General features: G+C 48.1%; 13 protein-coding genes. 7 read left to right on the top strand and 6 right to left on the bottom strand.

Annotation, left to right across the window (positions count from 1 at the left end):
* Positions 1–39: 39 nt before the first annotated feature.
* Positions 40–1,617, top strand: a complete 1,578-nt coding sequence (gene gshA / locus QNM19_RS09550) for a glutamate--cysteine ligase (RefSeq protein ID WP_049866362.1) — start codon at positions 40–42, stop codon at positions 1,615–1,617.
* A gap of 116 nt (positions 1,618–1,733) precedes the next feature.
* Positions 1,734–2,342, top strand: a complete 609-nt coding sequence (locus tag QNM19_RS09545) for a transglycosylase SLT domain-containing protein (protein WP_010382435.1) — start codon at positions 1,734–1,736, stop codon at positions 2,340–2,342.
* Between the two features lie 48 nt (positions 2,343–2,390).
* On the opposite strand, the gene QNM19_RS09540 is transcribed toward QNM19_RS09545, so the two are convergent.
* Positions 2,391–3,674, bottom strand: coding sequence for an HlyC/CorC family transporter (locus QNM19_RS09540; RefSeq protein ID WP_284026630.1), 1,284 nt, complete (start codon positions 3,672–3,674; stop codon positions 2,391–2,393).
* A gap of 93 nt (positions 3,675–3,767) precedes the next feature.
* The gene (locus QNM19_RS09535; protein WP_049865903.1) at positions 3,768–4,574 is read right to left on the bottom strand and encodes a cytochrome C assembly family protein; all 807 of its coding nucleotides are present in this window, start codon (positions 4,572–4,574) and stop codon (positions 3,768–3,770) included.
* Between the two features lie 162 nt (positions 4,575–4,736).
* Between QNM19_RS09535 and ffh the strand changes: the two genes are divergently transcribed.
* A complete protein-coding gene (ffh, locus tag QNM19_RS09530) occupies positions 4,737–6,116 on the top strand; it encodes a signal recognition particle protein (protein ID WP_010382429.1) in 1,380 nt (459 codons plus the stop codon).
* Between the two features lie 223 nt (positions 6,117–6,339).
* Here the strand turns inward: ffh and QNM19_RS09525 are convergent, their stop codons facing one another.
* From QNM19_RS09525 to QNM19_RS09510, 4 genes are read right to left on the bottom strand one after another with little or no spacing between them, the layout of a single operon-like run.
* A complete protein-coding gene (locus tag QNM19_RS09525; protein ID WP_049865902.1) occupies positions 6,340–7,080 on the bottom strand; it encodes a HugZ family pyridoxamine 5'-phosphate oxidase in 741 nt (246 codons plus the stop codon).
* Entirely contained in the window at positions 7,073–7,870 is a 798-nt protein-coding gene (locus QNM19_RS09520; RefSeq protein ID WP_049865901.1) for a heme ABC transporter ATP-binding protein, read from the bottom strand. Before QNM19_RS09520 ends, QNM19_RS09525 begins: the two co-directional genes overlap by 8 nt.
* A complete protein-coding gene (locus QNM19_RS09515) occupies positions 7,863–8,909 on the bottom strand; it encodes a FecCD family ABC transporter permease (RefSeq protein ID WP_049865900.1) in 1,047 nt (348 codons plus the stop codon). The genes QNM19_RS09520 and QNM19_RS09515 overlap by 8 nt, the downstream gene beginning before the upstream one ends.
* Positions 8,906–9,724 carry a heme/hemin ABC transporter substrate-binding protein gene (locus QNM19_RS09510; RefSeq protein WP_284026629.1) on the bottom strand — a complete coding sequence of 273 codons (819 nt, stop codon included), beginning with the start codon at positions 9,722–9,724 and terminating at the stop codon, positions 8,906–8,908. Before QNM19_RS09510 ends, QNM19_RS09515 begins: the two co-directional genes overlap by 4 nt.
* 240 nt (positions 9,725–9,964) lie before the next feature.
* Between QNM19_RS09510 and QNM19_RS09505 the strand changes: the two genes are divergently transcribed.
* From QNM19_RS09505 to trmD, 4 genes are all read left to right on the top strand, one after another.
* The gene (locus QNM19_RS09505; RefSeq protein WP_284026628.1) at positions 9,965–12,055 is read left to right on the top strand and encodes a TonB-dependent hemoglobin/transferrin/lactoferrin family receptor; all 2,091 of its coding nucleotides are present in this window, start codon (positions 9,965–9,967) and stop codon (positions 12,053–12,055) included.
* A gap of 288 nt (positions 12,056–12,343) precedes the next feature.
* A complete protein-coding gene (rpsP, locus tag QNM19_RS09500; protein WP_010382415.1) occupies positions 12,344–12,592 on the top strand; it encodes a 30S ribosomal protein S16 in 249 nt (82 codons plus the stop codon).
* 17 nt (positions 12,593–12,609) lie between these two features.
* The gene (gene rimM / locus QNM19_RS09495; RefSeq protein ID WP_049865897.1) at positions 12,610–13,143 is read left to right on the top strand and encodes a ribosome maturation factor RimM; all 534 of its coding nucleotides are present in this window, start codon (positions 12,610–12,612) and stop codon (positions 13,141–13,143) included.
* Positions 13,143–13,907 (top strand): tRNA (guanosine(37)-N1)-methyltransferase TrmD, encoded by a 765-nt coding sequence (trmD, locus tag QNM19_RS09490; RefSeq protein WP_010382409.1) that lies wholly within the window; start codon positions 13,143–13,145, stop codon positions 13,905–13,907. Before rimM ends, trmD begins: the two co-directional genes overlap by 1 nt.
* Positions 13,908–13,932: the final 25 nt, after the last annotated feature.

Here is a 13,932-nt window from a genome sequence, read left to right as displayed (position 1 = left end):
TTGTGTATTACTGGGCACCGGGCTTCGAGGTATTAGTTTTTGAACAAATTAAATTTACAAGGCAAGTTAAAAGCGCTTGCGACACCGGCACATCTGAACTCTTTGCGTGGTATTAAGCGCGGGATTGAACGGGAAGCGCTGAGAATTAAGCCATCCGGAGAGATCGCAAAAACGCCCCATCCGAAGGGAGCAGGTCACGCTTTGACTCATGGTGCAATCACAACTGATTTTTCTGAGTCTTTATTAGAGTTCATTACCCCGGTGAGTGAATCTCCTGAAGAAACACTCGCTCAGTTAAAAGATCTGCAAAAGTATACCCTGAGTCATATGGGCGATGAGTTACTTTGGCCAATGAGCATGCCATGCTACATCAAACAAGAAGACGACATCGTATTGGCTCAGTTTGGCCAGTCTAATATTGGCCGAATGAAAACTTTATACCGGGAAGGCCTTAAAAACCGTTACGGAAGTATGATGCAGGCCATTGCCGGTGTGCATTTCAATATTTCTTTCCCGGATAGCTTATGGCAGAGTTTGCAACAGTTGGAGCATGATACACGTCCTTTGCAGGATTTCGTCTCGGCCCAATACCTTGGCCTGATCCGTAACTTCAAGCGTGAACTATGGCTTATCAGCTATTTGTTTGGCGCGTCCCCAGCCTTATGCAACTCGTTTTTACAGGGTAAAAATAGTCAATTACCCTTCAAGGAGTTGGGACAAGGTACACTGTATCTGGAGCATGGCACTGCGTTGAGACTCGGCGATTTGGGCTATACCAACAGTGCTCAGTCCTCGCTGCGTGTCACTTATAATAGTCTGGATGAATATATTATTGGCCTGCAAAAAGCAATCCGGTGTCGTTCAGATTTATATGACCATATTCCGGATTATCAGCATGAGGCTCCTAAGCAGCTCAACAAGAATATTCTGCAGATTGAGAACGAGTTCTATTCTCCTATCAGACCAAAGCGTAACGGACGCTCCGGTGAAACGCCAACTCAGGCATTAAGTCGTGGGGGTATTGAATACGTTGAGATCCGAGCGCTGGATGTGAACCCATTCAGTGAAACTGGCATAGACCTTGACCAAATTTTATTCCTTGATGTCTTCCTCAGCTACTGCTTACTCAAAGATTCTCCTGAGTTGAGTTGGGACGAACAGCAAACCTGTGACGCAAACTTACAACAAGTGATTAATGAAGGGCGAAATCCGCAGGTTAAGTTACAGCAAAATGGTGAGGCACGCTCACTACAACATTGGGGCGAGGATATTTTTGCGCAATTGAGTGCAGTGGCTGCTTTGATGGATGAAGCGCAAGGTTCACAACGCTACGCCCCGGTTATTGCTAAGTTACATACCTGGGTTACCCAGCCAGAGTTGACCTTGTCAGGGCGCATCATAGCGAGTCTGGTAGAGCAGGATCAGGACAGTGGAGAACTTGCGTTGTTGCTGGCAGAGCGTTACAAGCACAATCAGGCAGCGGATGATTACCAGACCTTTGATTCTGAGAAGCTGGATGCCATGAGTGCGCAGTCATTTTTGGATGAAAAAGACGTAGTCGCTGCCGATAGCGTGTCGTTTAATGCGTTTCTGCGGGATTATTTTTCCCGGGCATAAAAAAACGCAGCCGAGAGGCTGCGCAAATAAATTTCAGGGATGAAACAATGCTAAACTGCTGCATTCAAAGAGTAAGACCGGCACAATTTAGAAAAGTTCAACGAGTTCATAAAAAAATGAGAAAAAAAATAATTTTATTACCTTTGTTGGCTGCACTAACCGGCTGTGCGACGGCACCTCCGAAGCAGCCGAATGATATTTGTAAGATTTTTGAGGAAAAAGACGACTGGTATTTTGATGCAAAAGACGCACAAGAAAAGTGGGGTTCGCCCAAACATGTGTTGATGAGTATGATGTATCAGGAAAGTTCTTTCAGACATGATGCTGCTCCGCCGATGGAGTATTTTTTATGGGTGATCCCTATTGGTCGAGCCAGCAGTGCTTATGGCTACTCTCAGGCAAAAACACTCACCTGGAGTGACTATATTCGTGAAACCGGTAACTCAGGCGCAGATCGTGACGACTTTGAGGACGCCATCGACTTCATGGGCTGGTTTGTTTATAAAACGCATAAAATTAATGGCGTTTCAAAGTGGGATGCCTATGCACAGTATCTCAACTATCACGAAGGCTGGGGCGGTTATCGCCGTGGTACGTATAAAAAGAAAAAGTGGCTGATGCAAGTAGCGAATAAAGTGAAGCATCGGGCTTCGCGTTATGGCGCTCAGCTCAAACGCTGCGAAGCAGACTTAGATAAGAACTGGTTTGAGCGTTTGTTTTCTTAGTAACCAAACAGTAGGACATAAAAAAAGCCGCGATTGCGGCTTTTTTTATTATTCAGCGTTGGCAGATTTACTTTTCTTGTGTGGGTAAACCTTAACCACCTTAATCATGTTTTCCTTCACCTCGACCACTTCCATGGGGTAGCCTGCGATTTTCAGACCAAGCTGAGTTTGAGGAATATCCTCCAGGTGCTCAACAATCAGGCCGCTGAGTGTTTTAGGCCCTTCTGTTGGCAAATGCCAGTGCATTTCTTTATTAAGGTCACGTACGTTGGCACCACCGTCGACCACAACCGAGCCATCGTTCTGTACATCGACCTCATCGCTGGGGGCAGGTGTTTTAGTCGTGGTAAAGTCACCCACAACCTCTTCCAGGATGTCTTCCAGTGTCACCAGACCCTGGATATCTCCGTACTCGTCAACCACCAGACCGATACGCTCTTTATTTTGCTGGAATTTCAAAAGTTGAGTATTCAGTGAGGTACTTTCCGGGATGTAGTAGATCTCTCGTACAGCACGCAACAGTGATGGTTTATCAAACTGCTCTTTGGTCAACAGGCGCAATGCATCGCGTGAGTGAATAAAACCAACGGCATCATCAATTTGATCCCGATATAGCAGAACCCGAGTGTGTTGCGCATTGGTCAGCTGTTTAGAAATGTCTTTCCAGTCGTCATTGATGTCGATGGCATTGATCTCACTGCGTGGGATCATAATGTCTTCAACCGTAACGTGATCTAAGTCCAGAATAGAGGTCATCATGTCCTGGTGATTGGTGGGTAACATGGCGCCGGACTCATTTAATACCGTTTTGAGCTCCTCTTTACTCAGACTGTGTTCTTCTATTTGCTCCGGTGATACGCCAATGAGCTTTAACATGCCATTGGTGATCCAGTTGACCGTTACAACCACAGGGAAGAGTATTTTGAGTAGTATTTTCAGGATCACAGAGCTTGGGAATGCGATTTTCTCTGGGTACAGCGCTGCCAGCGTTTTAGGCGTGACTTCTGCGAAGATCAGGATAACCAGGGTCAGTGCAAAGGTGGCGACGACAATACCGGCATCACCCAGCAGGCGCATACCTAACACAGTGGCAACCGCAGAAGCGGCGATATTAACAAGGTTATTACCGATCAGGATCAGACCAATTAAGCGGTCTGGTCGCTTCAGAAGTTCGTCTACGCGCTGTGCCGACTTGTGTTTTTCTTTAACCAAGTGGCGTAGTCGGTAGCGGTTAATAGACATGATCCCGGTTTCCGAACTGGAAAAATAACCCGAGAGCAGAACAAGCACGCCAAGAATAATAAACAAGGCGCTGGTTGATATGTCGTCCAACAGAGGATCCCTTTTTTGCTTACGAAGGAGTATTAAGCGTTAGCCAGAATTCAGAGTCAAGTCAAAAAGCATGAACTTAAGTTAAAACTTAGATTAAAACTTACCTAAGATCACTTCTTGAACAAATCGACTGCCGAAATAGGCTAACGTAACGATACCTGAAGCCCCTAGTACAGCGAATACGACGGATTTACCCCGCCAGCCAAACTGATGGTGGCCAATGGTGACTGCACTGAACATACACCAGGCAATGAGTGACAGTACGGTTTTGTGCAAAAACTCTCTGGCAAACATGCCTTCAAGGAATACAAAGCCAGATAACAGTGCCAGGGTTAACAGTGCTGTGCCTACAGTAAGCAGCTGATAAAGTTGTGATTCAACCTGCATTAAAGGTGGCAAGTGGCTATGCATAATAGCCAGATCTTTTTCTTTCAGACGACGGTCAATGAAATAAAACTGGACAGCGTACAGTGTGGCGATGATAAGCACACAATATGCCAGTAACGACAGAGAAATATGCACCACCAAGCCAATATCCACTTCCAGTGACTTCATTACTATGTGGTGAGGCACAAACAAACTGGCAACGAGGAGTATCGCGGCGAAGCCGTAGACAACGGGCAGTAATAAGGTAGCTGGGAACTTTAAGGAAACAGTCGTCACTGATACCACAATGACCCAGCAGGTGAGCAGGGCAACATTGATGGTACTGAGGTCTTGTCCATCCTGCGTAAACACGGAGTTTACCAGCACCAGCATATGGCTGAGGATCGCCACTGTGCTGAAGATAATGGTCAGCTTTTGGCTAGGGCCTTCCTTATGGAATAGGCGCGACAATACATGCCCTGTGGCAAGTACATAAAACAGACTGGCAAACAACGATAAACTGATGATCAACATGAATGGCTTTCTACTTACATGCTCCTTTTGTAGGCTATTGTATTTTAAGCTCGGGTTCTTGCATAGGGGCAGGGAAAAAGATTCTTAACTGACTTGAATACTGTATTAGTGACGCGCATATCAGTATAATGCTGGGCAATTACGACATACTGGAAGCGATAAATGTTTGAGAACCTCCAAGAACGCTTAGGAAAAACGCTTAAAAACATCAGCGGCCGTGGCCGACTAACCGAAGATAATATTAAAGAAACGCTCCGTGAAGTGCGTATGGCACTGCTCGAAGCAGACGTAGCTTTGCCTGTGGTCAGAGACTTTGTTAAGCAGGTCAAAGAGCGTGCGGTTGGTGTTGAAGTGACTAAGAGCCTGAGCCCGGGCCAGGTTTTCATCAAGATCGTTCGTGAAGAGCTCGAAAAAGCCATGGGTGAGGCCAACGAGGAGCTGAACCTGGCTGCGCAGCCGCCTGCGGTTGTCATGATGGCCGGCCTGCAAGGGGCGGGTAAAACCACTAGTGTGGGTAAACTGGCTAAGTTCTTAAAAGAGCGTAAGAAAAAATCTGTGTTGGTAGTCAGTGCTGACGTATATCGTCCAGCGGCAATCAAACAGCTTGAAACGCTGGCCCAGGAAGTGGACGTTGAATTTTTCCCCAGTGACATTTCGCAAAAGCCGGTGGACATCGCGACGAATGCAATTTCGCATGCGAAGAAAAAATTCATTGACGTGGTGCTGGTGGATACTGCCGGTCGTTTGCACGTCGACAATGAGATGATGGGCGAGATCAAAGATCTGCACGCCGCTATCTCTCCGATTGAAACCCTGTTCGTTGTTGATTCCATGACAGGTCAGGATGCCGCAAATACAGCAAAGGCATTCGACGAAGCTTTGCCGCTGACAGGTGTGATCCTGACCAAGACCGATGGTGATGCACGCGGTGGTGCGGCTTTGTCTATTCGTCATATCACGGGCAAACCTATTAAGTTCATCGGTGTTGGTGAACGTACGGATGCACTAGAGCCATTCCATCCGGATCGTGTGGCTTCACGTATTCTCGGCATGGGTGACGTACTGTCACTGATCGAAGAGGTTGAGTCTAAGGTTGATAAAGACAAAGCGGCTAAAGTCGCTGAGAAAGTCTTTAAAGGCGATGGCTTTACGCTCGAAGATTTTGCTGAGCAACTGCGCCAGATGAAAAACATGGGTGGCATGATGTCGATGCTGGATAAGCTGCCTGGCATGTCAAATCTGCCGGATGCTGTTAAAGGTCAGGTGAACGATAAGACATTTAACCAGATGGAAGCCATCATTAACTCGATGACACCACACGAGCGTGCACGTCCGGAAGTGATCAAAGGCTCACGTAAGAAGCGGATTGCGGCCGGTTCCGGTACTCAGGTTCAGGATATCAACAAGTTGCTTAAGCAGTTTACCCAGATGCAGAAAATGATGAAAAAAATGAAGGGTAAAGGCGGCATGATGAAAATGATGAAGAACATGAAAGGCATGATGCCACCAGGCATGTTCGGTGGTGGCGGTCCGAAGTTTTAATTCAGACCCAAACTGAGAAAAGGACAGACTGATTCAAATCACTCTGTCCTTTTTTAATGCTTATACCAATTTCACTTAATACTTGGTCTATTTGAAGAAGCAAATAGGACGCTAACAGCGTTAAAAATTTCTCATTTAGAACAACTAAATAGCAAAATTTTTGCCTTGTTATCGACCCTATTTTCTCGCCTCAAAATAGACCACTTAATTAAGCAAATTGGTATTAGCTTTCTACGGCTTCATCAAATTGTGCGCGGGCGACTTTGGTAAGGCGTACCAGCGCTTTACGCACTGCCGTCGCGTCTTCACAGCGCGCTTCGAAGGGGACGTAATAAGACTTGTCATTTGCTCTGAAATAGCAGCCTTCATTGAGTAATGTCGTCATAGTCACTTCTGCGGCATCAACATTATGCACCAGCTTGAGGATCAACTGATTGGCATCCTGATGATCGTCATTCATATGTGCCACCATATGCGCTTCGCTGGCCAAATCCCAATTGGCAGCAGGCTGTGCCCATTCATCTGCCTCCAGCCAGAATATCTGGCCAAAGCCAGCGATATAACGCACGCGTTTAATTTCCATGCGCCACAATTTGAAATCGTGTGCCTGTCGGTAGCTGATGGCTTCGGGAAAGTGGCGCTCATAGCGCAGCAGTAGCTCGGCTGCTTCCTCATCCGGAACCGGGGTTGCGTCGCCGACGATAGTGACACGGGCATGTTCATTTTGATCGCCACTTTGTGCAGCATCAAAAATTGTCGCGCAGACTCGGCTGTCTTCTGTCAGGTTTCGAGAATGCTGTGCAATGCCAGCAATGTAAAAAATCAGCCTGCCCTGATCGTCACTCATAAATGGCGTGACCGAGCCAAAAGGGTAGCCCGCCAGGTTTTTAGAAAGTGTGGACATCACACAGACAGTTGAATGTCTTAGTAGCTGGCGCGCTTCAAAAACAGCTTGTTCACGCATTGGGAGCTCCTGTTAGCGGTTCTGAGAATATCATAGGTATATTATATCCGGGATGCAGGTTAATCTGCATGCCTGTTTGGTAAATGGGTTGTAATACATCCAGCCTGAGTACATCTTGTGGTGTGCCGTCACTGCGGATCTGGCCTTGATCTAATAAGAGTATCCGGTCAGCATACAACGAAGCCAGGTTTAAATCATGCAATACCGCAATCACGGTATTGCCCTGGTGGGCAAAGCGTTGTGCGGTACTCAGCACCCGGTGTTGATGGTGTAAATCGAGTGCGGAAGTGGGTTCATCCAGCAGCATCAGCTTGTTTTGGGTGGCCGGGTCGTGCGCATTCAACTGGGCCAGACAGCGGGCAAACTGGGCGCGCTGAAATTCGCCTCCGGACAAGTGAGTAACATCGCGTCCGGCGAGCTTTTCTAGTGCCAGTTGTGTGATGAGTTCATCAACGACCCGAGCCTGTTCAGCAGTGCTTTCCTGATAAGGGTAGCGGCCCATGGCGATAAGCTCGGTGGTATTAAAAGCAAAATTGACCCGGTTATGTTGCAATAAGACTGCGCGCTCAGTGGCCAGTGTGAGTGCATCACGCCTGTTGAGCGGTTCGCCGTGCCATAAGATCGTGCCCTGGTAAGAAATATCATCACAAATTGCACTGAGCAAAGTCGATTTTCCGGCGCCATTTTCTCCCAGCAGCACAATGAGCTGGCCTGTTTCAAGCGTCAGTGACAAGTCAGTCAATATCGGCTTGCCGCCACGGGTAACAGTCAGGTTACGACATTCAAGCATGGGCACCTCGCTTTTGTTGTATCAGTAAATACACAAAAAATGGACTGCCGAACAGGGCGGTGATCACGCCAATTGGCAGCTCTGAAGGTGCGACAACCAGGCGGGCCAGCCAGTCTGCGATGAGTAATACTACGCAGCCCAGTAACATGCTCAAAGGCAGCATACGGCGCAGATCCGGACCGACCAGCAGGCGTGCCAGGTGAGGTACCAGTAAACCAATGAAGCCAATCATGCCGGACATGGCAACGGCACCACCAACGCCCAGTGCAACCAGAAAAATCACTTCGTTTTTTAACCGACGGACATTAACGCCAAGGTGTCTTGCATCGCGCTCTCCCAACATCAGGGCATTGATCTGCTTGCGTCGTATGAATAGCATCACGACACAAATGAGAATGAGGGGCGCACCATATTGCATGGCAGGCCAGCTGGCGCCCGCCAGAGCACCCATCTGCCAGTATGTCATCAGGCGCAAAGAGGTGTCATCGGCAAAAAAGCTGAACAGTCCTATCAGTGCCATGGCCACGGCATTGATCGCTACTCCGGCAAGTAATAATACCGTTATCTGGATCTGGCCATGATGACTGGCAATACGATACAACAAAGTAGTGATAGTCAGGGCGCCCAGAAAGGCAGCCGGTGCGACCATGGCTTCGTTGATAAAAGCCACCTTGGGCGACAGTGCAATGACTGCAATGGCTGCAACAGCCGCACCACCTGTGACTCCCATCAGGCTCGGATCTGCCAGGGGATTGCGGCATAACGCCTGACTGGCTGCACCACTACAGGCCAGGACACACCCTACCAGCAACGCCAGCAGTAACCTTGGCAGGCGGATTTGGGTAACGACGGTCATGTGTAATTCACTGATCCCTTGTATCGCAGAGTCAGGGAGGAAGACCGCCAGCGGGATGCGCCAGTCCCAGCCAACCGGCCCACTACTGAGAGACAGCCAGGCCAGTGCAATGAGTGTGGCGCCGCATAACCACAACCAGATATGGTGATGACGCGCAGTTAAAATCGCAAAAGTCTGACTCATAGCGCTGAGTTTTCACGATATGTCGCAAGTTGTGCAATCGCCTCAGGCAGGCGAGTCGTCATTCCCATCGACATTAGTGAGTCCATGACTAACAGTTTGCATTGCTGTGCGGCTGGTAACAAGGCCAGCGCACTTTGCTGGCAAAACTGCTCGGGTCCACCAAGGCTGTAGACAACATGACTGGGTGCAACCAGAAAATCAGGGGCGCTGACCAGCATCGCTTCTCGATTAAAGGGTTTATATCCGGGTGCTGTTGCCAGGTTACGTATACCCGTATAGCCAAATAAAAGATCGGGTACTGTTTCAGGGCCTGCTACGGTTACGCCGCGATCGCCGGCAGACAGGATAAACAAGGCACTGTGTGATGATGGGGGGGCTTTGGCCGGTAAGGTTTGTTTGAGTCTGGTGATCAGCCGTTGTGCCTGACTTTGACGGTTCAGATCTCGGCCAAGATGACCTATCAGGTTGAACAGTTCGCTGATATTTTTCGGTTTGTCATACAGGTTTAGTGGTACCCCAGTGCTGCGTAACTGCTTTAATACCTCGGGTCGGCCACTGCCTTCCAATGCCAGGATCAGTTCCGGATGCTGTGACAGTACGCCCTCAGCGGCCAGATCCCGGTAATAACCAACTTTAGGTAGTTTAGTTGCATCAACTGGTGACGTGCTGGAGGTGTCAACAGCCACGACGTGTTCTCCGGCCCCCAAGGCAAATACGATGTCCGTTAATGAGCCGCCAGCGACGACGATCCGTTGCGCGGCAAGCAGTGGCTGACTGATTGCCAGTACCAAGATTAAAAATACACATTTACGCATTGTTTATCCCGTTTAATTTAATGGTTTTCAGTGAAAGTGTCGCCTGAGTCACACTTTCTTAATGCAAGGTTGACCGCCGATAAAGAGGTGCCTCCCCCGTGAGGGTTTGATTCTACTGAATGAGGTTGATTAAATCTACATAAATATAAAAATGCAAACCATTATCATTTGCAATTGAGTTATAGGGACATTATAGTGCACAGCAAAATAGTTCTGATCAATTCTCTGAATGAGGTTTCTATGACTCTAAAGCACAGTAGTATTGCGCTTGGTATAGTGGCGGCGCTTCTTGGTACAACCGATGTTAAGGCCGATGAATTTGAAAAGTCCGCGGAGGTTATTGTCGTTAGCGGTTCGCGAATAGCACAAAAGCTATCGGATGTGACTGGCAGTGTTAGCGTGGTGACAGAGCAGGCTCTGGAGCAGGAAGTCAGTATTGATCTGGCAACGGCGCTTCGTTATCAGACCGGCATGACCACGCAAGGCAATGCAGGTAATGCGCAAGCGATCACTGTACGGGGGGTTGGCGGTAATCGGGTCGTGTATATTAAAGATGGTCGTCGTCTCAATGATGCTTACCAAGGGGGGCAGGGGCTGTTGATTGGGCGTGGCTATCTGGATGTAGAAGGTGTCAGACAAATTGAAATCGCCAAAGGGGCCGCCTCTTCATTATATGGTTCCGACGCACTGGGTGGCATTGTCGTCATATCCACTAAGTCACCCTCTGACTACCTGGCAGGCAACACCGGTTATGCGCATCTGAGCGCTGGCTATCATGGTGCCAGCGACGAACAGAGTCTCAGTGGTGTATTCGCAACGCGCCTTGATGAACATGCAATTTCAGCCCAGTTAACCCGTCGCGAGGGCGAGCAGACACAAAACTATGACGAATCTCTTCCGAACTATGACTACACTGCGACTGCTGCGGTGCTCAAAGGTGAGCTCGCGCTGGATACACAATCCAGTTTATTGGTCACGCTGGATTACTATCAACAGAAAACCGATCAGGTGCTGGCAGTGCAACGCAATGAGACGGCAGAGGTTAATGATAGTCTGGCGGTGTCGGCGCTGTATAAAAGCAGTGCAGCAACTAAGCTGTTCGACAATCTTGAAGCGCAGGGTTACTTCAGTGAGTATGAACAAACGAGTGATCAAGTCCGTACTGGCGCAGATCGCACCGGGCCGTATGTGGATAACAATGACTACCGTTTTGAGCAAACGATTATTGGCACTCGCCTGGTACTCGACAAGCAGCTTAACCTGAGTAATGTGCAGCATCAGCTAGTGTATGGATTCGATGTTGACGTTTATGAAACGCAGCGCCCTCGTTATAAATCAAGGCGCACGCTGCAAGGCACTCTGGTGAAAGATCGCGAAGCGCAAAAAGCGTTTCCAGGTGCTGATACAACGCTGTTGGGGGTATTTGTGCAGAATAATATGGCGTTGATCCCCGATACACTGACGGTGAATGCCGGGCTGCGTCTCGACAGCTACCGGATGACGCCAAAAGACAATGTACTTTACACACAAGGCGCATTTGAAAAAATCAATGAAACTGCCTTATCGCCTAAGTTGGGGGTTGTGTATAGCATCACTGAGCATCTGAATTTGATTGGCCAATATGCAAGGGGCTTTAAGATCCCGCCACATGACCAGGCTTATCAGAACCATGGCGTTGAGCCATTTTATCAGATTATGCCTAATTCAGACCTGGATCCGGAATCCAGTGACAGCCTTGAGTTCGGCCTAAAGGGGCACTTTGATAACAGCCAGTTTTCAGTGGCGGTATTTCACTCGACTTTTGATGATTTTATTGCCAATCAGCTAATCCGCACTGAGCCCACCTTTATTCCAAACGTCAGTAAGCAGGTATTCCAGTATCAAAATATTGAGGAAGTTAAAATCAAGGGAATGGAAGCCAGCATGACTCTGTGGCTGGGTGACCAGATTGCCTTAGACAGCGGTCTGACTTATCTGCATGGGAAAAACGCACAAACTGATGCGTATATAGAGTCCCTGAGCCCGCTCAACGGATTTGTTAAAGCGCGGTACGACTCTGACAACTGGTCGGTAACCACTGCGCTGCGAGCTGCCAGTAACATGGACAAAGTGCCTTCCGATGCAAACATTAAAACATCTGGTTGGGCGACTGTAGATGTGTTTGCTGACTATCAATGGCACAACTGGAAAGTCAATATGGGCGTGTTTAACTTGCTGGACAAAGAATACGTGCAGTACGAGCGTGTCGCGGGCAGTGCCTCAGACACGGACTTGTCTCAGTACACTATGCCAGGGAGATATCTGGCAGCTAAGGTAAAAGTGACTTTCTAATTAGCTCGCCTCTGACATCTTACCTGTATATAGAAGGGTCTTTGCGTTTAAGACCCTTTTCTACTCTCAGACTCGCCCTCCTATATTGATCTAAGTTTATGGAGACAGCTCTGTAAATACCCACCCACCAACTCGTTACTCTCTGGCAATGACACTGCGTCTTCATCATTTGGTAATAAAATGGATTTCACACTTGCAATGCGTGAAAAAAGACGTACAATTCCCCAGCTTCCCAAAGTGGGAAGCAAATCTTATTAATGAAAACAGTCAATCTATGTAGAGGACGGTATGGTAACTATTCGTTTGCAACGTGGCGGCGCTAAAAAGCGTCCATTCTATCAAATCGTGGTTGCGGATAGCCGTTTCTCGCGTGACGGTCGTTTCATCGAGAAAGTAGGTTTCTTTAACCCAATCGCTGCTGGTCAAGAAGAAAAGCTTCGTCTAGACCTTGCCCGTGTTGATCACTGGGTAGGTCAAGGCGCTGGTCTTTCTGACCGCGTAGCTAAACTGGTTAAAGACGCTCGTAAAGCGGCTTAATAGGCGTAAGTGTAACCATGAGTCAAGAGAAAGCCTCGACAATCGTTGTTGGTAAACTTGGTGCTCCTTATGGCATCAAAGGTTGGCTTAAGGTGCATTCATTTACTGATGATCCCCAAGGGATCTTCGATTTCAGCCCATGGTTGATAGGTCAACAAGGTAAATGGCAAACCCTTGAAGTGAGCGACTGGCGTCGACACAGCAAGGGCTTTATCGCTAAGTTTGCGAACATCAACGACAGAGACGAAGCAATGGCACTGACCAATGCAGAAATCTCAGTAGATGTAGAGCAGCTTCCCGAATTACCAGAAGGGGAGTTTTATTGGCGAGATCTCATCGGTATGACAGTCGTTACGACAAAAGGGTATAACCTGGGTCATGTTGATGACTTGATGGAGACAGGGTCAAATGATGTTTTGGTTGTGAAAGCAAACAAAAAAGATGCATTTGGTCAGTCTGAGCGTTTAATTCCATTCCTGACAGATTCTGTTGTGATTGAGGTTAAACACGAAGAACGAGAAATTACTGTAGACTGGGATCCGGCATTTTAATGAGTGAACAGCAAAAACTATGGGTTGGAGTGATTTCACTCTTTCCTGAAATGTTTGACGCGGTAACTCAGCAAGGTGTAACCGGTCGGGCCGTAAAAAACGGGCTGATCGACTTTCACTGCTGGAACCCGAGAGACTATGCGCTAGATAAACACAGAACCGTTGATGATCGGCCTTATGGTGGTGGTCCGGGGATGTTGATGATGGTCGAGCCTCTCAAGCAAGCTATCCTTGACGCCAAACAGGCGGCAGGAGAGGGCGCTAAAGTAATTTATATGTCTCCACAAGGGCGGAAGTTAGATCAACAAGGTGCGGCCGAACTGGCTCAATCCGAAAAGTTGATTTTAGTCGCTGGTCGCTACGAAGGTATAGACGAGCGGATCATCGAGTCGTATGTCGACGAAGAGTGGTCCATCGGGGATTTTATTTTAAGTGGGGGTGAACTGCCTGCCATGACATTGATCGACGCAGTTGCGCGATTGGTGCCTGGTGTGCTGGGACACAACCAGTCTGCAGAACAAGATTCGTTTTCAGACGGCTTATTAGATTGTCCACACTATACTCGGCCAGAAACGTTGGATGGAAAACAGGTGCCTGCTGTATTACTCAGTGGAAACCACCAAGCGATAGCCGAGTGGCGCTTAAAGCAGTCACTGGGTAGAACTTGGTTACGCCGTCCAGACTTGTTGCGTAACCTAGCTCTGACTGAGGAGCAAGTACGTTTGCTTGCTGAATTTCAGCAAGAACATGAAGCTTGTGGCTAGAAGACAGTTACTCCTAGGAATGTGA

The sequence above is a fragment of the Pseudoalteromonas ardens genome (assembly GCF_030125445.1).
GTDB lineage: Bacteria > Pseudomonadota > Gammaproteobacteria > Enterobacterales > Alteromonadaceae > Pseudoalteromonas > Pseudoalteromonas ardens.
Note: the sequence above shows the minus strand (reverse complement) of the source record. Positions and strands in the feature narration are given on the sequence as shown.

What these genes read in the sequence shown, in the direction of transcription:
- QNM19_RS09545 (WP_010382435.1), top strand. Translation starts at nt 1,734, where the DNA reads ATGAGAAAAAAAATAATTTTATTACCTTTGTTGGCTGCACTAACCGGC.
- QNM19_RS09535 (WP_049865903.1), bottom strand. Translation starts at nt 4,574, where the DNA reads ATGTTGATCATCAGTTTATCGTTGTTTGCCAGTCTGTTTTATGTACTT.
- ffh (WP_010382429.1), top strand. Translation starts at nt 4,737, where the DNA reads ATGTTTGAGAACCTCCAAGAACGCTTAGGAAAAACGCTTAAAAACATC.
- QNM19_RS09525 (WP_049865902.1), bottom strand. Translation starts at nt 7,080, where the DNA reads ATGCGTGAACAAGCTGTTTTTGAAGCGCGCCAGCTACTAAGACATTCA.
- QNM19_RS09520 (WP_049865901.1), bottom strand. Translation starts at nt 7,870, where the DNA reads ATGCTTGAATGTCGTAACCTGACTGTTACCCGTGGCGGCAAGCCGATA.
- QNM19_RS09515 (WP_049865900.1), bottom strand. Translation starts at nt 8,909, where the DNA reads ATGAGTCAGACTTTTGCGATTTTAACTGCGCGTCATCACCATATCTGG.
- QNM19_RS09510 (WP_284026629.1), bottom strand. Translation starts at nt 9,724, where the DNA reads ATGCGTAAATGTGTATTTTTAATCTTGGTACTGGCAATCAGTCAGCCA.
- QNM19_RS09505 (WP_284026628.1), top strand. Translation starts at nt 9,965, where the DNA reads ATGACTCTAAAGCACAGTAGTATTGCGCTTGGTATAGTGGCGGCGCTT.
- rpsP (WP_010382415.1), top strand. Translation starts at nt 12,344, where the DNA reads ATGGTAACTATTCGTTTGCAACGTGGCGGCGCTAAAAAGCGTCCATTC.
- rimM (WP_049865897.1), top strand. Translation starts at nt 12,610, where the DNA reads ATGAGTCAAGAGAAAGCCTCGACAATCGTTGTTGGTAAACTTGGTGCT.
- trmD (WP_010382409.1), top strand. Translation starts at nt 13,143, where the DNA reads ATGAGTGAACAGCAAAAACTATGGGTTGGAGTGATTTCACTCTTTCCT.